Genomic DNA, 22395 nt, shown 5'->3' with positions numbered 1-22395 from the left:
TAAACTTCTACCAGGTTTTTGACAAATTAGTTTACTGTGTGTTTACAAGTGCCACTACAGCTTGAACTAATTGTTCTGGTTCAAGGGGCTTTGTCACATGTCGTTGATAGCCGCTGGTTAAGGCTCGCTGGTAATCGTTTTCTCTGGCATAGGCAGTTAGGGCAATTGCCGGAATCTGTCCGCCTTTTTCGGGGGATAAAGTCCGAATCTGTTGGATCAGGGTATAGCCATCAACATCGGGCATCCCAATATCACTGACTAACACATCTGGTTGAAAGGATTCTAAATTTGCCAGCACTTCTATGGTAGATCCAACGCTTAGGACTTCTGCTCCATATTGGGTAAGCAATACTGTTAATAGCTCACGGGCATCGGGATCATCATCGACGACGAGAACTCTAACCCCCATGAGATTGAGTTCTGCTTGTGGCGACTCATCATTGTGCTTGATTTCTGGTTCAACATTCAGTAGTGGCAAGCGGATAGTAAAAGTGGCTCCTAACCCTTCACCAGGGCTGTCGGCTGAGATGGTACCACCGTGAGCCTCAACCAACTGACGGACGATCGCTAATCCTAGCCCCAACCCCCCGTACTTGCGAGTGATCGAGGCGTCTTCCTGTCGGAACGATTCAAAGATGTAGGGGAGAAAGTCTGGATTGATACCTTTGCCTGTATCTCTTACCGCAATTTCTGCTTGATTGCCGACTCCTTCGAGTCTGATATTAACTTGCCCATAATTCGGAGTGAACTTGATGGCATTAGATAGCAAGTTCCAGACGATTTGCTGGAGACGAGCAGTATCACCAGATACTTGCCCAATATTGGGTAATTCAGGGTGGAGTGAAATTGATTTAGCAATGGCTGCTGTTTTGACTGTATCGATCGCAGCTTCGATCACAGAGGCAAGATTAACGGAGGTAGTATTGATGGTGAGTTTGCCGCGCAAAATTCTGGCAACATCAAGTAGATCATCAATTAGTTGTGTCTGTAATCTAGCGTTCCGCTCAATAGTAGCGAAGGCTTCTGCCATTTTGGTTTCATTTAGCTTGCGAGTTTGTAACAGCTTTGCCCAACCCAGGATCGGGTTAAGTGGCGATCGCAATTCGTGGGAGAGTACAGCTAGAAATTCATCTTTGATCCGGTTGGCTCGTTCGGCGGCTTCCCTTGCGGCTCGCTCTAGCTGCAACAGGCGATCGCGTTCGATTTCTGCCTGTTTGCGAGCGCTTAAATCGAGAATGAAAGCTACCGACTCTTCTCTTGCCTCTCCCACCAGGCTATAGCCCAGGAGAACTGGAACTCGGCTGCCATCTTTGCGAATGTATTCTTTCTCATAAGGGGTACAGGCACCGTTTGCCCGTGCCTCTGCGATCGCCTGTTCATCGAGCGGTAGGTATTCTGGCGGCGTGATGTCGATCCAGCGGAGTCTGCCTGCACGTAAATCTTCTCGTGTATAGCCGATAATTCTCAATAGCTCGTCGTTGGCTTCATTAATGTTCCCGTAGATGTCTCCGTAGAGAATGCCAACCACATTGGCATCTACAAATCCTCGCAGTCGGGCTTCGTTTGCTGCAAGTGCTGCTTGTGCCTGTTTGCGTTCAGTAATATCTTGAATTAACCAACGAACCCCAAAAATTCTTCCTTGAGCATCACGGATAGCTGTTCCCGTAATTGCAACTGGAATTGGATGCCCGTTTGCAGGTTTGATGCTGAGTTCATCAGTTTGCAGCTTTTGCCCTTGAGATTGCTGATGCAAATTGTTAAGCAAATTTCTAAAGGCTCGCAGATCTGGTTTACAGATGTAAACTGCTAATGGTGTATTAACCAAATAGTTTTGCTGGATTGCCACTAAAGCAGTGATCGCCTGATTTGCCTCCCGAATAATTCCATTTGCGTCAGTTACTAAATAACCATCGGGTGCAAAATTAAACAGATCCCGGTAACGTTTTCCTTCTGCTTCGGCTAGATTATGGGCAATTACTAGTTCTTCATTTTGTTGACGCAGTTCTTCTTGGGCAACTTGAAGCTCCTCTAAGGTTTCTTGCAAGGTTAAATTTGTTTGCTCTAGTTGAGCTGCTTGCTGCCTTAATCCATATTCTATTTGCTTACGATCGCTGATATCACGGTAGTAGATGCCTAACCCATCAGCAGCAGGATAGGCGTGAACTTCATACCATCGCTGCCTAGATTCATAAAAATATTCAAAATGAACAGGGGTTTGTTGTGCGATCGCTCGATGGTAGTTCTCTTCAAGAATACTGTCCCTAGTTGTCGCCCAAACTTCCCAATGGAATTTGCCAATCAGATCCTCTGGGGAAACTTGATTAATACGAGCAGTCATTTGGTTGACGTAGGTAATGCGCCAGTCTCGATCAAGTGCTACAAATGCATCTGTCATGCTTTCGAGAATATCTGTGATTTTTTGGTTAGCTGCTCGCAGATCTTGCTCGGTGCGCTGATGGTTAGCGATTTCATTGAGTAGCTTTTCCTCTAGCCGCTTTTGATGATCAATATCGGTAATTGTGCCAATCCAACCCGTAAGTTGTCCTTGGCTATCTCGCGTCGGTATCCCCCGACAGATGAACCAATGATACACGCCATCCCAACGGCAAATTCGGTATTCAATTTCAAAACGTTCTCCGTTGGCTACGGACTGCTGCCACTGCTCAAGGGTGCGATCGCGCTCATCAGGGTGAACCATAGTCACCCTCGCCAAGCCCATTGACGCGGCTTCATTTAAGCCTGTATATTCATACCAGCGTTGATTCCAGTAATTAACAGATCCCTGGACATCGGCAGTCCAAACCATTTGAGGCATGGCTTCTGCCAACTCTCGATAACGTTGTTGGCTGGCATTAAGAGCGGCGGCTGTCTGGCTGAGTTCCAGTTCTATACGCTTGTGATCGGTAATATCTCGCCACGAGGCAAAAAACCCATCATTCAACTTGGTAGCACGAATATCAAATGCTCTAACCAGTCGCTGCTCATCATCGGTATCCTCATAAACCAGTGAATTTTTAATTAATGGCTCTCCTGTCTCAACCAATCGACAGTACTCGTCGAACAAGCCCGATGTGCGATGGGCAGGCAGTAACTCACACAATCCTCTGCCAATCTGCTTGTGTTTGGGCATGCGGTTGTTCTCACAGGCTGCTGCATTGAGATAATCGATGCGAAAGTCTACAATTTGCCCCGACTCATCCCGCAGCGAGGAGAAGATGCCGAAGCAGTCTAGCATATTTTCAATGGGCGTTTGGAACTGCTCTTGATTGCGTTGCCGTTTCCGTTGCAACTGTGCATTTTCAATTGCACCCCGCATCACTAACCGCAAATTATCTGGAGTGAGCCGCTCTTTGATCAGATATTCTGTAGCTCCATTTTTGAATGCTTGCACTACAATCTCTGCATCACCACTACCAATTATCACAATCGGCGGACAGCGATCGCCCATCTGTTCTTTCATTTGCCTGAGAAAATCAAAGCTGTCGGAATGGCGAGAATTGACTTCTAAGAGGATGCCGTCGATTTGCTGTGATTGAGAAAGTGTCAGAATTTTAGTGCGATATCGTTCTGTTAGAATCTTGTATGCAAAACTCACATCTTGCTGTAATTGATGCTCATAATCGTTATTGCTCTCATCAAAGTCGGCAATGACAATAACAGTCCGGTGAGTTAACATGCTTAAGATCCAATCTGCAAAGTTTTCAATAAATCAATCGAGGTTATTAGTTTGAAGAATTTTTTGAAGATAAATTCACTCACCCTTGAGATAGTGTCAGCTTTGTGGTTCATCTTTGCCATTTTGAATCAAGGAGTCTACTATTCTAGGGTAATACGGTTGACTATAAGCCTAAGGCTTTAATCAACAAAGCCTGTAAAGGTATGCTGTGTCTGGAAAGCTGCACTTTTTAAGGTGTTGGCTACCCTGAACTGATCCGTCTTGGATTCTAGGATTAATGATTCGAGCCTTGAAAACATTTAGTCTTAATCGCTTTTTATTAAGTACTTTATAGTAATTTCCATATCTTTAAAATATATCCTCAGATTGGTGCCTGCTGAATTCAAGCACAGAGCCAGCCTTGCCCATAAATAAATTTATCTCTATAAATGTTGCTCAAGTGATGGGGATCATTAGGCTAAAAAGAAAAGAGTTAGCGGTAAGAGTAAAATTTATCTCTCACTACTAACTCTTATGGAAATAATTTTGAATTTATGCTCCTACTGCTTCTTTGGCTGCGTATAGCACTTCAGTGGTGATATCTTTAATACCTCGCTCACGAGCAAATTTTTCTGTGTTGCGCTTTACTTTCCCACGTACAAAACCAGGGATTTTATTCAATTCTGCTAGACCATCTTTTGTCCAATTCAGGTCAGATTCTGCGGAAATTCCTTTAGTAATTACTTCCTTAGTATCATGACCACCAAATATTTCTAATAGATGATCTTCCATTCCTAAAGTGAAGGAATTGTAGATCAAATCTGTAATTTGATTTGTACCTTCATAACCCAAAAATGGTTTATAACCAATTGGGAAATTTTGGACGTGAATTGGTGCAGCAATTACACCGCAAGGAATGTTTAAACGTTTACCAACATGACGTTCCATTTGTGTGCCAAAGATGGCAGAAGGTTCGACACGAGCGATCGCATCCCCAATTGCACCGTGATCGTCGGTAATAATCACTTCGTCGCAGTATTCACTTACCTGCTCTCTGAACCAGTCGGCATCGTATTTGCAGTAGGTTCCAGCCCAAACAACATGAATGCCCATTTCGCGCGCCAAAATTTTGGTTATGGCTGCGGCGTGGGTGTTATCACCAAAAACTACAGCCTTTTTGCCAGTCAAGTTTTGACAGTCGATGGAGCGGGAGAACCAAGCTGCTTGGGAGACGTGTAAGGTTTGCTCGTTGATAAAGTCTTCGTAGTCTACATCAGCGCCTTGCTCGTTAATTACCTGCTGAATTTTGCAGATGCAACGAGCAGTTTCCACTACACCCATTGGGGTGATGTTGATGTAGGGTGTCCCGAATTCTTGTTCGAGGTAGCGAGCTGCCATTAAACCAAGTTCGCGGTAAGGCACGAGGTTAAACCAAGCGCGAGGCAAGTTCTTCAATTCGTGTACAGAAGCACCTTCGGGAATCACAGTATTTACTTCAATTCCCAAGTCTGCCATCAGCCTCCTTAATTCGGTGCAGTCGTGCTGATTGTGGAAGCCAAGGGTGGAAATACCAATGATGTTAACAGAGGGCTTTTCGGTTTTGCTTTGTGGTAGTTCGTCTCTCTTACGGGCTTTTTCAATGTAGTACTGAACTATTTGATGCAAAGTGCGATCGGCAGCTTGCAGCTCGTTGACGCGGTAATGGTTCACATCTGCCAGCATCACGTCTGCTTTCGCTTCTATCTTTGCCCGCTCGACAAAGTTTTGTAGATCTTCTTGCAAAATGCTGGAGGTACAAGTAGGAGTGAGAACAATTAGATCGGGAGTTTCCTCCTTGTCTTTGCGAGTAATGTTGTCCACCACTTTTTCTTGGGAACCACGTGCCAAAACGTTACGATCAACGATACTGGCTGTTACCGGGGTGAAGTTCCGCTCCCGCTCAAGCATGGAACGCATGACGTTAAAATAGTCATCGCCAAGGGGCGCGTGCATAATGGCATGAACGTTTTTAAAAGAACTGGCAACCCGCAGAGTGCCGATGTGGGCTGGGCCTGCATACATCCAGTAAGCCAATTTCATTCGGTGTTCTCCCTTTTAATCAAACGAAGTATGTCCGAATTATGAGGTGGACAATGATTGCTTGATTATTAAATCGTTTTTGATTCTCTCAAAAGTTGCAGACTGTCAGAAGTAGGAATTTTGTAGCTTTCTATTCCCTATCAATGCCTGAAACGTCGTTGCTGTAAGGGATTGGGCGCTTGATTAAAACAACATTTCTATTGTTAAAGTGATATTAAACTTAATGTATTGGCAAATTTCTTATACATTTATGACTGAATAAAGGCAGAGGGCAGAAGGGAACAATTAGTTCTCGTTACCAGGTTGAACCTGGTAACGAGGGTTTCGAGGCTCCGCCTCCTGTTGGCTCACAGATTATACAGATACTAAGCGACGTAAGGATTCAGCCCGACGTTTGGCTATAGAGTTTTTTGGATCGTATTTAAGTGCTTCTTCGTAACTTTGCAATGCCTGAACGTTTAATTTTTTCTTCTCGTAGGCATGAGCAATATTATTGAGTGCTGTTACATAATCGGGTTTGGCTTTCAGTGCTTCCTTGTAATTACGAATTGCTAAATCATACTGTTCTTGAGCAAAGTAAGCGTAACCTAGCCCATTGTAAATGCTAGCGATATTTTCTTCTCCCTCTTCTTCCGCAGCTTTGAGAGCTTTTTGAAAAAGGGTTATAGCTTGAGAGTAAACTTTTTTTTCAGTATAGATACTAGCCAATTCGTAATACTCTTGAGCCGTACCCTGCTCTTTTGTTAATTTTTTTCGCAACTTTGAAAAAGAGCTTTCTAGCTTGCGAGTTTTGAAAATCTGACGAAAAACATTGATAAAGGTGAATAAGAGCAAACCCACCAAAATTGAGAGATAAATAACCGCTAAATTACTATCCATTGCCTTTATTAAAAATCTCTTCTCTATATTATTATCAGGTAATGTTCACGAGATTGCTTGGAGTACTTTACAACTGTTTCTCAAAGCACAGCTTCACTTTGCTTCATGTATATTCGATTTTTTCATAGAAGCTATAGAGCTAAATGCCTGCTGAATATGCCTCATCAACTTTGAGAGTTGTACCCGTAATGAATTTCGCATCGTCAGAAATCAAAAAAGCAACGACTTTAGCAAACTCAGCACAGGTTGCTGGGCGATCAAACATCATGTCGGTTGGCACATTCCATCCTTCAAGTTCTTCGAGGCTGTCTGCCACAAAGAAGGGAGCCACAGAAATCATCCGAATTCTATCGGCTTTGTAACGCTTGGCGTACAGTTTTGTAAATCCTTCCATTGCAGTGCGAAGTGTGCCACTAAATGGTGTTCCTAATGCTGGCTCATGGGAATCAGATGGGAAATGCTCGCAACACACTAACTGCTCTGCTAACTTCTAATTTACGTCTAATGTGAATTAGCCGAACTCACCTTGAGTCCACCAAATTATAGATTGATTTTGAAATCCAATTTTATGATGATACCGACCACCGATAAACCACCAGATGCACACAGATAAATTATCTGTGTTTATCTGTGTCCATCTGTGGTCGATTTCTAAAATATGATTTTTGCTTTGCCATTTTAATTCAGACCAGACCTAATTTTTAACTCTGATGATGGCAAACCCCAAAATTGAGCGCGTTGCTGAAGCCAACCTGTTTCTAAATAACGAGCGATCGCACTATTTACCTCTCGTCGTAGTGGATCATACTGTAATCCTTTTGGCATGACTACCGATAAGGGTTCGGTTGATAGCTTGGTAGAGAGCAGCCGATATTGAGGATATTGTTGCACCCAACCACTAAGGACGCTACCATCGGCAGCAAAAGCAATTGCTCCATTACTTGCTAAGAGCGATCGCGCCTGGTGATAAGACTTAACACCCACTAATTCTGCTTGAGGCAGATAGTACCTAATTGTGGCGATCGTGCTGGAGTGTTCGAGAACAGCTATTTTTTGCTTTGCTAAGTCGCTTAACCGCTGTATGGAACCATCTTTTGTGATTAATCTAGTTCCATCAAAGTAGTAAGGCAGACTCAAACTCACTAAACGGGCGCGTGACTCTGTAGCGGTAACTCTAGCAATGGCAATGTCAACCTGATTGTCTAATACTTTTGAGAGGCGATCGCGATTTGCTACAGGCTGCAATTTCACAGCATTAGCTTTGCCGAGCAAATCACTTGCTAAGGCTTTTGCTAAATCAATTTCTAAACCTTGTAGATTACCGCTTGCATCTCTAAATCCCAGTGGAGGCAAATTATCTTTAACAGCAACAGTTAAATAGCCCCGCCGCTGAATTTCTGACAGTTCTGCGGCAGTACTGGAAACATTAAAAGGCAAAAGGCAAAAGGCAAAAGTAAGCAGAAAAATAAGTATCTGATTGCGGGTACATCGCATTTTTCAAACACCAGGCGATGGAATATCGCGGCAATACAAACTAAGTCCGCAATACAAAGACTAATGATAGCTTGTCAAAGCAGGCTTTGTTTGTATAGAGGTAGAGACGAGATTTATTCTTCGTGTCTCCACCACTTGTAGGCGTTGTGCGTGCATTGCAATGCTCGCTCCTTCTACCTTTATCCTTTTACCTTTATGATTTAGCTTGGCTTGCTAATTCAGCAACTTTGCTGAAACCAGCTGGATCGAGAACTGCCATTTGAGCCAACATTTTACGGTTAAGTTGGACGTTGGCTTTCTTGAGATTGCCGATGAATTGGCTGTAACTCATGCCATGTTGGCGAACAGCAGCATTGATACGAGTGATCCAAAGGCGGCGGAAGTCACGCTTGCGTTTTTTGCGATCGCGATAAGCATTCCGCAGCGCTTTCATTACTTGTTGGTTGGCAGTTCTAAACAGAGTTGAGTGAGAACCACGAAAACCTTTAGCGAGCTTGAGAATCTTTTTGCGGCGTTTGCGAGCAACGTTACCGCGTTTTACCCTTGTCATAGCTTAAATTAATTCCTAAACAAATTTACAAATAGGGAAGCATTAAACGCACGTTTTCTTCATCGCGCTCGTTCACAACTGCCATTTTGGAAAGCTTGCGCTTTTTATCAGAGGTTTTGTGTTCGAGCAGGTGGTTTTTGAAAGCTTTACGACGCACGATTTTGCCGCTGCCGGTAGCGCGAAATCGCTTTGCCGCCGCTTTACGAGTTTTGAGTTTAGGCATGGATGGATTGTAAAACGACACAATCTAATATAATACTACGTTTTTTATCTGGATTGGGGATTTATCGCACCTTGGGGAAAACAAAGATGTCTGACGAGATCAACATTGTTGAATACGATCCGCGCTGGCAAGCTATGTTCGCAGCAGAGGCAGCGCGTCTTACGCAGGCGCTAGGTAAAGATTTGATTGTCGATATCGAACATATCGGTAGTACAGCAGTGCCAGGACTAGCAGCAAAACCAATCATTGACATAATGATCGGAGTGCAAACTCTTGCAGATGCAAAAGTAGCCATTCCTTTAATGGAAGCACTGGGATATGTCTATTGGCAGGACAATCCTCGCCCAGAAAGGATGTTTTTTGTGAAGGGAATGCCGCCATATGGCAAACAACGTACCCATCATGTTCACATTATTGAGGCATACGGGGAATTTTGGCAGCGCAAGTTATTTCGCGACTATTTACGAATACATTCGGATGAGGCGAAACGCTACGAAGCTCTAAAAAGAGATTTGGCGGCGCGTTTCCGTACAGATCGAGAGGCTTATACTGAGGCTAAGAGTGAATATATAAAAGCTGTAATGGAGAAAGCACGGCGCTTTTTTTTATTAACATAAGTTTTATATTTTAATTCCGCAAAGTGTAACTAATAACATTTCCAGGAAACTGACGCTTTAATGCTGGAAAAACAGGGCAAGGTGCTGAAGATTGTAAATTCTCTGGTTTACTCCAAGTGAACGGTGCTTTCTGGGCGGCAGACATCCACAACAAACGCTTTGCCCGTGTCATTGCAACGTAAAGTAAACGGTATTCCTCGGCAGTTTTCAGGTATTTTGCTTGTTCCCAAGCTTGAGTAATATCTGGTAAAGTCGATTGTCCGTGCAGGTTGGCGCGAATTTGAGCGCGGGCAACTTCTGATAAGGTAAAGCTGCCCAAAAATTGACTTTGGGGAGGAACCCAAAATCTACCAGGTATCAAGTTTTCATGCAAGAAGGGGAGAAATACGTAATCCCAGTCTAATCCTTTGGCTTTGTGCATGGTGATAATAGTAAGCTGACCACGACGCGTGTAACGAGCTTCTAAATCTTCTGTTTCTACAGGTTCAAAGCGTTCAGAACTGACGATTTCACTTAAGACACCTAACATTGTCCCCATTGAAGTATTACCAGCTATTTGCTGGTTCACTCTTTCTGCAAGTTTGTCAGCTGTTGCTAGTTCTGCTTGATCATAATTTAAAGTTAAGGCAAGGAAAGGAATTAGCTGGTAAAGAGGCAGTTCCAAGCGAGCGCGAAGTAAACTTCGACACAAACGTGCAGCTTTTTGGGCTGGTTCTGGCTGTGGCGCAGATAAGGGGCCAGGATACAAAAAGTCTTCTGGTACAGAGGCAAGGGCGTTAAGATCTTGAGTGGGAATTAATTGTCGCTCGACGAAGACTTCTAGAACTGCTTTGAGATAGTCGGGAGAATGGGGGCGATCGCAAAATTGCAGTAATATCAAAATTTCTTCTGGTACGTGAGAATGGCGATCGTGTTCACCCACATCATAAAGTGTAATTTTATGCTCTTTGCAAATAGATGTCAGTGCTTCTGCCAACCATCTGCCTTGGCGATTTTCTCGCACTAAAATAGCCGCGCTAATCTTTGTTGCGTCTTGGGAAAATAACTGAACAACTCTTTGGGAAAGCAACTCAACGGTGTGATTAATATCACGCGGAGTGTATATTTCTAGTCCCCTTCCTACGGGTTGGGGGTTCGCATCGATTTGGGGATCGTCGGAGTCAACGAGGCGAATTTTCTGGGGACGAAAAGGAGAAGCGGTAAGAGGAGGCAGTTTTTCCCCGTGTCCCCGCGTCTCCACCTCCCCGTGTCCTCCTAATTCTCCGCTTTTTTTCTCGTTTCCATAAAAGCTATTCACCCACTCCAAAACAAAGTTTGCAGCGTCGATGATAATTTTGCTACTGCGCCCGGCTTGATCCATTGTTGCCAGTCTGTTTTGGGTGTTGCAGTCTTCACAGAATTGACGGAAATAAATTGGATCGGCTGGGGTAAAAGTAGAGTTAATCGCTTGGTTAGGATCGCCGACGCGGATTAGGTTTGGTGGCTGGTTAGGGTTGTTGGGATCGGTGGCGAGAATTTCTAATAGCTTGGTTTGTAGCGGACTAGAATCTTGAGCTTCGTCTTCAAAAACAGCGAAAACTTGATTTTGCTCAATTCGGCGAGCGCTTTCGTTTTCTAACACCCGCAGTGCAGCTAAAATCATGTCATCGTAGTCAATAAAGTCACGCGATCGCATCAAGTTTTGATATTGTTCGTACAGTCCCGCCGCAACTCTTAAAATTCCATACTCATCTGTTGTTTGTTCGCTTAAGCGCAGCAAATCCTCTGGCAACAACCCAGAACTTTTTGCCTCATGAATTACCGTAGTTGCCAAGTCAGGCAAAATTTCTGTTCGCAGTACTGATTGACGACGCAATCTTTCTGTTTCTTCGCCGTCAAATTGTATACCTTTAATCAAGCGAGAATAGCGCTCTGGATGCCTAGCTATCCATTGTTCTACCGCAGTACGAATGAAGCGATGACCTTGGTTAGGTGTAATTAATGTCACATTTTCTAACTGCAAGCCAGATAAATCGGGATGGCGGCTGGCAATATTCAATGCCAAACCGTGCAGTGTATAGACAACAAAGCCGCTAGGCGGTAAAGATAATTCCTTGAGGTTTTTACGGATTTTGGCTTTAATATTAGCGGCGGCAGAGCGAGTAAAGGTGACAACTACCAATTGCCGTCGTCGTTCAGACAAGCCCAAAGCAGAACGCTGATATTGACGGGCGATCGCAATTGCTGCTGCTGCTGCCATACCCGTAGATTTACCAGCACCAGGAACCGCAGAGACAGCCAACTGTCCAGAGTGCCAATCAGCCATTTGTTGTTGTCCAGGGCGCAGGCTATTGCGAATATTTAATATAGCTGTCTCCCTCAGAGAAGACAAATCAGATGGAAGAGATTCTTTGACAGTAGGTTCTTGAGGCACGAGATATTTACTAGATATTTAAAAGTAGCGTCTTATTAAAATTTTAGATTTTAGATAAGAAAGTGGTTAGTAGGAGTGGGTTTTATTGGACTTCTTGCATTCGCACATAGTTTAGTAGAACAAGCTTTGATTCGGCTAGATTCTGTTCTAGAATTTACTAAACAAGCTGTCCTTGAGTCCAAAGCTAAGTTTGAGGCGATGGGCTTAGAGGGTGACGCTTTTGAGAAGGCGATCGCCAACAGCCTTTGTATAACCTTAGTGAATTTACGTTTCAGAAATTATTATATGATCCGGATGGAATTGCCAGTAATTTAAGGGCTTATATCAACGGATTCTCCCCAAGAGAAATTTGATTTTGATAGTGAAATTCAAAAGCTCGATGAGAGCAATCGACTTTATCTAGTTATTAAAGAGTTTTGCAAGCCTGATATTGATTTATCTCCGACTAGGATTAAAAGAATATCGCACCGCCCTCATCACTACCGCCGTCACAGGTAAGATAGATGTGCGACAAATCCCCATTCCCTAACCCCAATTAACTAATAAATTACACTTAGGAGAATTACAATGGCTACCGAATATCACGTTAAACTCATTCAACAAGGCAATATTCAAACCTTACCTATTCCCCAAGATTAACCCTGTCAACCTCAGAAGTTATCATCCGACAAGAAGACGGAAAACTTATCATAGAACCCTACAAGAAAAAATCCCTCCTCGAAACCATTTCTACCCTTGAACCATTGGATGAAGAGTTTCCCGACGTAGATGACCCAATTGAAAAGTAGAAAACTGGCTCAAATCTGATGAAGAATGATAGATCACGATAGACTCTTTAAAGAATTAATCCAAACCTTCTTTTGGGAATTTATAGAACTATTTTTACCAGAAATTTTAGAGTATCTTGTCCAAGACAGCCTCAGCTTTTTAACAGAAGAAATATTTACCGATGTTACCACTGGAGATAAAAGAAGAATAGACTTATTAGCACAAGTAAAATGGAGAGGAGAAGACAGTTATTTTCTCATACATTTAGAAAATCAGGCATACAATCAAAAAGAATTTGAACGGCGGATGTTTCATTACTTCGCTCGTTTAGATGCTAAATATTTAGTGCCAATCTTTCCTATAGTTATCTTCTCCTACGACGAACCAAAACGCCCCGAAAAAAGCCAATATACAGTTAAGTTCCCCAACAGGAAAATACTAGAATTTAATTACTTTGCCATCCAACTAAATAACCTGAATTGGCGCAATTTTTTAAATCAACCAAACCCCGTAGCTGCTGCATTAATGGCAAAAATGGACTTTAAACCAGAAGAAAGAGTCCGAGTGAAACTAGAATGCTTAAGGATGTTAGTAACACTACAGTTAAATTCTGCTAAAATAGAATTAATTTCCGGCTTTATTGATACTTATCTCAGATTAAACGCCACAGAAGAACAAGAACTTGAAACTGAACTAAAACAAGCCAACTTAGTTGAAGAGGAAGAAATCATGGAAATTGTCACCAGTTGGATGCAAAAGGGAATTGAACAAGGAGAACAAAAAATTATTAAAAGACAACTAAAACGGCGATTTAATAATATTGATTATACCTTGGAAAACCGTATTAATGATTTATCTTCCGAACAATTAGAAAACCTAGCAGATGCAATTTTTGATTTCCAATCTTTAGAAGACCTCATAAATTGGTTAGACCAGCAAGACAACTATAATCTTTAATATTGTCGTAGTTTAAATCAAGATGTACCAAGCCTCCATTCCTTAAGCACAGAAACCATCATGACTCAAAAAACTTATCAACTTACTCTAACTTTTGAGCAAATTCTGAATCTTGATTTACAACTTCCAGAACAAGCACAAGAAGAACTTATCCAAGAAATCAAGAAAAAATCTGTAAAAAAGCAAGATGGAGATTTACTTAGTGTTTTTGACAAAATTGGTAAAAATGCTCAAGCCAAAGGATTAACAGAGGAAATCCTAGAAGAATTACTCGTCGATGAATCATAAGCTAATTGTTATTGACACAAATATTTTATTAGTGCTGCCCTAAGTCCACATGGAACAGCCCGTAAAGTCTTAGATAAAGCCTATAAACAATTCAAAATTGCTCAAAGCGACGAAACTTATCAAGAATTAAAGACACGAATTTACAAATCTAAGTTCGATAAATATATCTCAGATACAGACCGACAGTCTTTTCTGGATGTAGTAAAAAAATACAGTCAATTTATAGAAATAAAATCTCAAATAAACACCTGTAGAGACCCTGACGATAACAAATTTTTAGAACTTGCTAAAGATTCCAATGCAGAATTTTTATTTATGACTAGCACTTGGCATATTGTCAGCGAATTTATGTACTAAATCCAAATTTGGTGTTGAGACGAGATGCGGGAATCACTAAAAGCGAAATCGCTAAACCAAGAAAGCAAAAAAACGTTGTTTCGTTATTTAGTGAAGCGATAAGATATCTGATTAAAACCGCTTCTACTGACAAATGATAAATCACAGACTTGATCTACATAATTTGAGTTTAGCCGGAGTCATTGCACTTGGTACTATCTTGCGCTTTTACAATTTAGACTTAAAACCTTTGTGGATGGATGAAGTGATTACTGCCATCTTCAGCTTGGGTAAAAATTACCTTGACTTGCCTTTAGAGGCAGTCTTCCCTTTAGAAAAATTGCAGGAGATTTTTATTTATCAACCAGGCAAAAGCTGTGCTCAAATAGCCCACAATCTTGCTAATCAGTCTACTCATCCGCCGTTGTTTTTTTGCTGGATGTACAGTTGGCTGGGTTTGTTCGCTCCTGTTGGAGAGAATTGGATAATTAAATTGCGATCGCTACCTGCTCTGTTTGGTGTGAGTGCGATCGCGGCTATTTATTGTCTCAATCGTCTTGCTTTTTCTAAAGCGGCTGGATTAACAGCAGCAATGTTAATGGCAGTCTCGCCTTTTGCTGTTTACCTTTCCCAAGAAGCAAGGCACTACACCTTGCCCATGTTGTTAATCACTTTATCATTACTGGGACTGATACAAATTCAAGCAGATATTTTTAAGCGTCAACAAATTAGATTTTGGATTTGGTTAAGTTGGACAATTATTAATATTATTGGTCTTTATGTCCACTACTTTTTTATTCTTGCTCTCATTGCAGAATTTGCAACATTATTAGTTGTATTGTGCCTGTATAGGGCAAATCTTACAAATCAATTGCAAGTTTGGTTAGCATCAATTTTATCTATTAGTGCAGTGATAGTGAGCTTTTTGCCCTGGTTGCCAGTGATATTAAGGGATTATCATCGTCCTGAAACTGATTGGCTCTATTCTCCAAATCATATTGCCCCTTTTTATCAAACCTTGCTGAACTGGATATTGATGGTAATTGCTCTCCCTGTTGAAAGACAGCCTCTGGCGATCGCCATCTTATCAGGAGTATCCATGCTTTGTTTTGGGATTTGGCTGGGATGGCAAGTTTGTCAAGGATTAAAGCAACTATGGTGTAAATCTACAACTCATTTAGCTACACTTACACTTTTAAGTTTTTTCGTTGTAATTTTATTAGAATTTTTTGCTATTGCCTATTTTTTAGAAAAAGATATTACAGCTATTCCTCGCTATAGTTTTGTCTATTATCCCAGCTTCTGCGCTCTTGTTGCTGCCAGCCTAATAATTACTAAAAAAGTAAAATTAAGAATTCAAAATTATTCAACTTTTAATACCTTTATTGTAAGTTTAATAAGTTGTATTTTTGTTGTTTATAATTTAGCTTTTCTCAAACCATTTATACCCGAACAAGTAGCTCAAACGATGAACCAAAACCCTTCTACACCACTGATGGTTGTGGTGGGATATGGAAATTATCAGGATGTAGCATTGGGATTGAGTTTTGCCTTAGCATTAAAAACAGTCAGGAATGGGAAAGAGAAAGCAGCCAAATCTCATATCCCATTCCCGTCTACTCATTTTGCTTTTTTCCAAAAATCACCTGATTTTCAATCTATATGGGCAAAACTTTCCCAATTACCTAATCTAACCACTTCTAAGCTCAATTTATGGGTTGTTGCTCCCGGAATTAAACGCCGTGATTATCCACAACAAGTACTACTTTCAAAATCTAATATTTGCACTATAGATGCCAAACAGCATTATCGTGTTGGCGTTCCCTATCAACTTTATCGATGTGGTGAGAAATTTTAGATCAGGATGGAAAGCACTTGCCAAAAGCTTGAAGTAATCGGAGTGAACCTTTAACGCGAATCTTCCTTCGCAGCAATGCCCAGATTATGTTTTGCTCCTTGGCTAGAAAGCGAAGCCAGTTTTCACTATCGGCAGTAATATGAATATCTGCATTGCCAACGCAACCGTCATGCACCTGTATTTTCTTATCCCTAATAATCACTGTCGCCTTGCATTCCTCTGCACCTGTGAATGTGAAGTGGTAAGTTGCATCTAAACCTTCTGATTGGTTCCTTTGAAAAGTTAACGGTAAACCACGCAGGAATCCGCGAATCGAACTTGGCTGCAATCCATTCCTAATTCTTTTTACTTTTTTATGAGGAAACCGACGTTTTACATGGGCTTCAGCATCAGAGCCGGGAACGACATATATAGTTTCCTCTTTATTCTCCAAAGGTTTAACTACTTCTTGAATGAAGTCTTTCCGATTTGTCAAAAACGCACCAATTACATCTTCTCCCGCCGGGCAAACAGCCATGCAGTAAGCAGCTTTATAGTTTGCTCCAAAAGAAAGACTTTGCCACATTGATGCTGACTCGGCACTACTCGTTTTTTGACGGTAATTTCTGGCACTCTTGCTTTCAGCAATATTTTCTACCCAATCTGTGAATCCTCCCATGAATTCCCGATAATTATGGGTATAGCAAGCTGAGAAATTAAAATGTCCATCTGTACCAATTGCTCCCACCGGGCAGGCTGTGACGCATAATTTACACTCCAAACAAGGATTATAGTCGATGGGTTGGTTGTATGCAGTTACTTCCTTATCTATTAAAATTGTCCCTAACAAGATGAAGTTGCCAAACTTAGGATGAATGACGTTACGGTGAATTCCCATATGTCCTAAGCCTGCTGCCACCGCTACGGGTTTGTGGGAAATTACCCAAACTTTGCCAGGGAAACGATCCATCTCCATCGGGAAACCCATTGCTGGATTTAAGGCTCGTACACCCCGTTGCTCAAGAACCGTGACAATCTCACGGGCAACATGATTGACTTCATCACCTGTACTGTGAAATTCTACGTTGGCAACAGAACGTGCCGGGCTGCGAACATTCTCTCTGTTCATCCGACACACAAAGCTAATCAGAGTTTTTGTCGGCGGAAAGGCAGTTAGAATGTCTTGGCGTTGGTTGGCAATTTGCGATCGCTCAATCTCGACAAAACCCACATCATCTGCCCCAGCTGCCAAACAAAGATTGCGTAACCACTCAGCATCAATCACAGAAGTAGACTTGGGATCATTACTCTGTGCTTGTTCGCGAAAATGTCTCACTGTCGGATGGTGATCGAATTTTGGCATATATATTCATCCTGTGAAAACAAAGTTTAAGGGAAATAGACAGGATTGACGCAGAAGTTATGAAATAATAAACAAACCGCAGAGAACTCGGAGAACACGGAGGTAAGAGGATTTTAGAGGGATTTTGCGTAAGTGCTAATAAAAAACAAAAGAGTGTATATACACTGATTAATTAAAAAAAATTAACGTTCTTGGAGTAAGGACACAGTTTCAGACAAACTTTTTAACAATATGCTCCATCTTTGTTGTCCTAATTGCTCTACCATAAGAGTTTGCGCCTTCTCCCATAGGGGTAGCGCTTTTTCTAAAGCGGTATTACCTTCATTTGTTAAACTTACAACTCGCATCCGTTGATCTTTGCCAGGTTCTATCTGGATCAATCCCTGTCTTTCCAATGGCTTGAGATTACGTGTTAATGTAGTTCGATCCATGACTAATTCTTGTGCAAGGCGCGTGATTGATGCCGAACCAGCTATGCTGATAGCAGCGAGAAGTGTAAACTGATTCACTAACAATCCACTTGGTTGTAGCACTTCATCGAAAAGTTGTGTGACAACGCGCGATGCTTTGCGCAGGTTAAAGCAGGTACAAGTAGCGGCGACTTTTTTACATAGAGTTAACTGAGTATTTTGGTCTTGCATAACAATCAGTGTATATACACTCTTTTTCCCTGTCAAGTGTTTGATGTGGAATTAGCGTAGCTGGGTTAGTTTAGCGCTAAGAGGCATTAAATAGGGTATCTACTTATATAGAATGTGAGTTCTATATTTATGGTATTCAAAATAAAAGTCAGTCAAATTGCTAAAAGCCTTAGGAGCTCCCGAAGAGTTAAGCAAACTTCTAAGGACGTGCTAAGACTAACTAGGCATCACTATGTGCTAGTAGCATTGATACTCAGCTTCATAATTATTGCCTGTACTAGCACCTCTAAATTAGAACCGTCTTCACTCACCCAGTTATCTAATGACAATAGAGTGTTGAAGATTTGGTGGGATAAAGGCTTTACTTTAGAAGAGGATGAAGCACTCCAACAACTTGTGAAGCGGTGGGAGCAAAAAACTGGCAACCAAATCAAGCTTTCTTTCTATAATGATGATGAGCTAGCACAGAAAGCACAAAGGGCGCTTCGAGCGGGTGTTCCGCCCGATTTGATGATAAGTTTAATAGCTGAAAGGCAGTTGAATCCGCGTCTTGCTTGGGCTGGCAAACTAGCAGATCTCTCAGATGTAATTGAACCAGTCAAAAGTTTTTATCCCAAGGCTGTACTGGAAGCTGTTCATTTGTATAACAATATAGATAAAAAGCGGAGCTACTATGCAGTCCCAATTCACCAAGCAACTATTCAAATATTTTACTGGCGGGATTTAATCAAACAAGTTGGTCGTAAAGAAAGCGATATTCCCAAAGATTGGGTTGGCTTCTGGGAGTTTTGGAAACAAGTGCAGGCTGATCTGCGAAAACAGCAAAACAAGGAAATTTACGGGCTAGGCTTTCCTTTTTCCATCGGGGCTTCAGATACCTACTACTTGTTTGAGCAGATTTTAGAGGCATACGATGTTCAAATTTTAGACATTAAAGGTCAGCTGCGTGTTGACGATCCTAAAGTCCGTCAAGGTATTATCGATAGCCTAGATTGGTATGCCAAATTTTACCAAGAGGATTATGTACCACCAGAAGCAGTGAAATGGTTAAATCCAGACAATAATCGCAACTTGCTTAACCGTGTTGTGGTGATGACACCCAATCCTACACTCTCAATTCCTAGCGCTGTACGTGAAGATGCTGATGCTTATCGCAACAAGCTAGGCACTATAGTTTTTCCTAACAAACCTAATGACAGTTCAATGCGTCATTTAGTCACTCTTAAAGAAGTAGTTTTGTTTGCTCAGTCTCAGAACCAGAAGATAGCCAAGGACTTTCTTACCTATTTAATACAACCAGAGATAATGGGAGAATATTTGAAAGCTGCTGGAGGTAGGAATTTTCCAGTACTCAAACCAATTTGGAAAGATCCTTTTTGGACTAATCCTGCCGATCCGCATATTTCGACTGTTGCTAAAACATTAACTAATGGTCAAACACGCCTATTTTATAGTACTCAGAGCCCAGCTTATAGCCTAGTTTTGGAGGAGAACGTTTGGGGCAAAGCTCTCAATCGGATCATTGCAGATGGTTTATCCCCAGAACAAGCAGCTAATGAGGTAATTGTGCAGATCAAACAAATTTTTGAGCGATGGCAGCAAGCTATATAAAAGCCAAAAATTAAAAGATAAATTTAACAATATAGAAAATTATCTTTTCTTGTGTAAAAAAATCGACAGCCTGCGTAAAGATTAAAAAAAGCGATAAATCTTTAATGGGAACAAAGCGCTCATAGTTTATGAAGTTTTGGAACCAATACTTTACCAATAATGTTACTAGTTCCTTCTTACTCCTATCCCTAGTGAGTGTTGGTGTAGTGGGAGGAGTTGCCTTCTTTAAAGCGAGAGAAGCTTTAAAACAAGCTGCTTTCAATAGACTCAGTGTGACTGCAACACTCAAAGAAGAAGAAATCACCCGCTGGTTTGAAGATCAACAGCGAGATTTTCTGCTTGTGACTCAGTTGCCAGACGTACAATCGAATATGAAGAAACTCCTAAGTCAGACAAAATCTGAGCAAGAGTATCAAGCTGCCTACAGGGTTCTCTCTCAGTACTTAGTTAGGGTAAATCACCTCAAACCCAACCTCAAGGAGATTTTTGTTCTTAATCGTAGTAATCGAGTAATTTTATCTATCAATAAAATACACGAAGGTCAATATGAACCTTTAGGTAATGTGACTTACGTTGAAAAGATTGAGCCGGGAGATTCCTTTGCTCCCATTTTTTATGTTTCACCTTTCACTGGCAAACCATCAGTCACCTTAGCAACACCTTTACGCGAATTAACAGGAGAACACAAGGGTATAATTCTAGCTCACCTAAATTTAGACCGAATTGATCGCATCGTCCGAGAACGCACAGGCTTAGGTAAAAGTGGCGAAACTTACCTAGTTGGCTCGATGGTGACAAGAAATACTTTTATTGCTAAAGAGAATGACAACAGGGGAGAATTTGCCGAGGGAGTTAGCAGTAAAGGCATCAATGCGGCAATGAGTGGAGTAAGTGGTTACGGTCTTTATTTTAACTATGCTAAAGTGCCAGTAATTGGAGTTTACCGCTGGCTCAATGACCAAGACCTTGCCTTATTAGTGGAGATGCACCAAGAAGAAGCCTTTGCTCCAGCTCGCCAACTAGCAGGGACGATTGTGGCAGTAGGATTGGTATCAGTGATATTTCTAATAATTGGAGTAAACTGGCTTACACAGCAGTTAAAAACTTCGCGCGAGCAGTTAGAGAACTACAGCCATAAACTGGAGATGAAAGCTCAGGAAGCCGAAGCTGCTAATCGTTCTAAGAGCGAATTTTTAGCCAATATGAGCCACGAATTACGCACACCATTGAATGCAATTCTTGGCTTTGCTCAATTGATGGAGCGAGATCCTGCTCTTACTCCAAAGCAATATGAATTTTTGGCTACCATTAACCGTAGTGGCAAACACCTGCTTGGTTTAATTAACGACGTTTTGGAGATGTCTAAAATTGAGGCAGGACGTGTTGCTCTTAAACCCGTACCTTTCAATTTGAGAACTTTTTTACAAACTCTGCAAGAAATGTTTTTGGTGCGAACCGAAGCCAAACAGTTATCGCTGCGGTTTGAACTTGCACCTGACTTACCTGAGTTTGTCGTTACTGATGAAGGTAAATTACGGCAAGTTCTCATCAATCTTTTGGGTAATGCAGTTAAGTTCACCTCTGCTGGCGGAGTGACGCTGCGAGCAAAGTTAGGTACTGGGTACCGGGGACTAGGGACACTTGAAGAGGACAGGGGGAATAATTCTCCCCCACTCCCCCCCTCTCCCCCTCTCCCTTTCCTCTTTTTCGAGGTTGAAGATACTGGATGCGGAATTGCACCAGAAGAAATGAAAGATTTATTTAAACCGTTTGTGCAAACTAGCAGTGGTGTTCAAATCAAGGAAGGTACTGGGTTGGGATTGGCTATTAGCCGCCAGTTTGTACAGTTGATGGGAGGCGAACTCACTTGCAACAGTGCTTTTGGGCAGGGGACGATTTTTCGGTTTGATGTACAAGTCCAAATCGCTAAATTACCAGAAGAAGTTGCTCAGACAACTCAAAGACGAGTTCTCAAGCTTGCTGCTAACGAACCAGCATACCGAATTCTTGTAGTTGATGACCATCAGGAGAATCGGGAACTGCTAGTGCAATTGTTGCAAAGTGTTGGTTTTGATACTTGCGGTGCAATTGATGGACAAGAAGCAGTCACCATTTGGCAGCAGTGGCATCCCCATCTGATTTGGATGGATATGCGAATGCCTTTGATGGACGGCTATGAATCTACCAAGCAGATTAAGGAAATGGAGAAGAGTCAACAAGATACGGAGAACTTACCCGCATCTTTTTCCCGCACGATCATCATTGCTCTGACTGCCAGTGCCTTTGAAGAACAGCGAGCCAACATCCTAGCTGTAGGTTGTGATGATTTTGTCCGCAAACCTTTTCAAGAACAGATTATTTTTGAGAAGATAGCTAAACATTTAGGGGTTAAGTATATTTATACCCAACAGCAGGAAAGCAAACAAACACAGGACTATAACAGTAACTTAAGATCAGAAAATAAGCTAAAGTCAGGCGATTTGAGCGTAATGCCCTCTTCTTGGAGAGAACAAATGTGCCAAGCAGCCTTAGAAGTTGATGCTGATAAGATTGTTCAACTGATTGAGTTAATTCCCAAAAATCATTCTACCCTGGCAGACAAACTCACAAAACTTGTACATAATTTTTGCTTTGATGAAATTCTTGAACTAACTCAGGGAGAATGTGAGTAAGAGAAAAAAGTC

The 22395-nt window shown here is 41.8% G+C and carries 18 protein-coding genes; 8 read left to right on the top strand and 10 right to left on the bottom strand.

Going from position 1 to position 22395, the window contains the following annotated elements:
- Positions 1–31: 31 nt before the first annotated feature.
- The 7 genes from U2718_RS00825 to rpmI all read right to left on the bottom strand — a co-directional run bounded on the left by U2718_RS00825 (position 32) and on the right by rpmI (position 8880).
- Entirely contained in the window at positions 32–3676 is a 3645-nt protein-coding gene (locus tag U2718_RS00825; RefSeq protein WP_341999347.1) for a PAS domain S-box protein, read from the bottom strand.
- A gap of 531 nt (positions 3677–4207) precedes the next feature.
- Positions 4208–5734, bottom strand: a complete 1527-nt coding sequence (gene bchB, locus U2718_RS00820) for a ferredoxin:protochlorophyllide reductase (ATP-dependent) subunit B (protein ID WP_341999346.1) — start codon at positions 5732–5734, stop codon at positions 4208–4210.
- Between the two features lie 354 nt (positions 5735–6088).
- Positions 6089–6613, bottom strand: coding sequence for a tetratricopeptide repeat protein (locus U2718_RS00815; RefSeq protein ID WP_341999344.1), 525 nt, complete (start codon positions 6611–6613; stop codon positions 6089–6091).
- Positions 6614–6752: 139 nt separating this feature from the next.
- Entirely contained in the window at positions 6753–7085 is a 333-nt protein-coding gene (locus U2718_RS00810; protein ID WP_341999343.1) for an SDR family oxidoreductase, read from the bottom strand.
- Positions 7086–7291: 206 nt separating this feature from the next.
- The gene (locus tag U2718_RS00805) at positions 7292–8107 is read right to left on the bottom strand and encodes a transporter substrate-binding domain-containing protein (RefSeq protein WP_341999341.1); all 816 of its coding nucleotides are present in this window, start codon (positions 8105–8107) and stop codon (positions 7292–7294) included.
- Positions 8108–8300: 193 nt separating this feature from the next.
- Positions 8301–8657 carry a 50S ribosomal protein L20 gene (gene rplT / locus U2718_RS00800; RefSeq protein WP_341999340.1) on the bottom strand — a complete coding sequence of 119 codons (357 nt, stop codon included), beginning with the start codon at positions 8655–8657 and terminating at the stop codon, positions 8301–8303.
- Positions 8658–8682: 25 nt separating this feature from the next.
- Positions 8683–8880, bottom strand: coding sequence for a 50S ribosomal protein L35 (rpmI, locus tag U2718_RS00795; RefSeq protein ID WP_341999338.1), 198 nt, complete (start codon positions 8878–8880; stop codon positions 8683–8685).
- An 86-nt stretch (positions 8881–8966) separates the two neighbouring features.
- Between rpmI and U2718_RS00790 the strand changes: the two genes are divergently transcribed.
- Positions 8967–9497, top strand: a complete 531-nt coding sequence (locus tag U2718_RS00790; RefSeq protein ID WP_341999337.1) for a GrpB family protein — start codon at positions 8967–8969, stop codon at positions 9495–9497.
- Between the two features lie 10 nt (positions 9498–9507).
- Here the strand turns inward: U2718_RS00790 and U2718_RS00785 are convergent, their stop codons facing one another.
- Positions 9508–11910: an ATP-dependent helicase gene (locus U2718_RS00785; RefSeq protein WP_341999335.1), complete on the bottom strand. Its 2403-nt coding sequence runs from the start codon at positions 11908–11910 to the stop codon at positions 9508–9510.
- Positions 11911–11985: 75 nt separating this feature from the next.
- On the opposite strand from U2718_RS00785, the gene U2718_RS00780 reads away from it, so the two are divergent.
- The 5 genes from U2718_RS00780 (at position 11986) to U2718_RS00760 (ending at position 16117) form a co-directional block, all read left to right on the top strand.
- Positions 11986–12225, top strand: a complete 240-nt coding sequence (locus U2718_RS00780) for a hypothetical protein (RefSeq protein WP_341999334.1) — start codon at positions 11986–11988, stop codon at positions 12223–12225.
- Positions 12226–12723: 498 nt separating this feature from the next.
- The gene (locus tag U2718_RS00775; protein WP_341999332.1) at positions 12724–13635 is read left to right on the top strand and encodes a DUF4351 domain-containing protein; all 912 of its coding nucleotides are present in this window, start codon (positions 12724–12726) and stop codon (positions 13633–13635) included.
- A gap of 60 nt (positions 13636–13695) precedes the next feature.
- Positions 13696–13923 (top strand): hypothetical protein, encoded by a 228-nt coding sequence (locus tag U2718_RS00770; protein WP_341999331.1) that lies wholly within the window; start codon positions 13696–13698, stop codon positions 13921–13923.
- A 27-nt stretch (positions 13924–13950) separates the two neighbouring features.
- Positions 13951–14280, top strand: coding sequence for a putative toxin-antitoxin system toxin component, PIN family (locus U2718_RS00765; protein WP_411813213.1), 330 nt, complete (start codon positions 13951–13953; stop codon positions 14278–14280).
- 133 nt (positions 14281–14413) lie between these two features.
- On the top strand, positions 14414–16117 hold the full coding sequence (locus tag U2718_RS00760; RefSeq protein WP_341999329.1) for a glycosyltransferase family 39 protein: 1704 nt from the start codon (positions 14414–14416) through the stop codon (positions 16115–16117).
- 1 nt (position 16118) lies between these two features.
- On the opposite strand, the gene U2718_RS00755 is transcribed toward U2718_RS00760, so the two are convergent.
- Together U2718_RS00755 and U2718_RS00750 are read right to left on the bottom strand one after the other, a co-directional pair.
- Entirely contained in the window at positions 16119–17459 is a 1341-nt protein-coding gene (locus tag U2718_RS00755) for an SCP2 sterol-binding domain-containing protein (RefSeq protein ID WP_341999328.1), read from the bottom strand.
- Between the two features lie 182 nt (positions 17460–17641).
- Positions 17642–18100 carry a MarR family winged helix-turn-helix transcriptional regulator gene (locus tag U2718_RS00750; protein WP_341999326.1) on the bottom strand — a complete coding sequence of 153 codons (459 nt, stop codon included), beginning with the start codon at positions 18098–18100 and terminating at the stop codon, positions 17642–17644.
- A gap of 234 nt (positions 18101–18334) precedes the next feature.
- Here U2718_RS00750 and U2718_RS00745 point away from each other — a divergent pair, with 234 nt between their 5' ends.
- Together U2718_RS00745 and U2718_RS00740 are read left to right on the top strand one after the other, a co-directional pair.
- Positions 18335–19711: an ABC transporter substrate-binding protein gene (locus tag U2718_RS00745; RefSeq protein WP_341999325.1), complete on the top strand. Its 1377-nt coding sequence runs from the start codon at positions 18335–18337 to the stop codon at positions 19709–19711.
- A 128-nt stretch (positions 19712–19839) separates the two neighbouring features.
- On the top strand, positions 19840–22383 hold the full coding sequence (locus U2718_RS00740) for a hybrid sensor histidine kinase/response regulator (RefSeq protein WP_341999323.1): 2544 nt from the start codon (positions 19840–19842) through the stop codon (positions 22381–22383).
- The last annotated feature ends 12 nt before the right edge of the window (positions 22384–22395 follow it).

Source organism: Chlorogloeopsis sp. ULAP02 (genome assembly GCF_038404745.2).
In the GTDB taxonomy this organism is placed as follows: Bacteria; Cyanobacteriota; Cyanobacteriia; order Cyanobacteriales; family Nostocaceae; genus Chlorogloeopsis.
The sequence above is the reverse complement of the archived record's forward strand: the minus strand, read 5'-3'. Positions and strand labels throughout refer to the sequence as shown.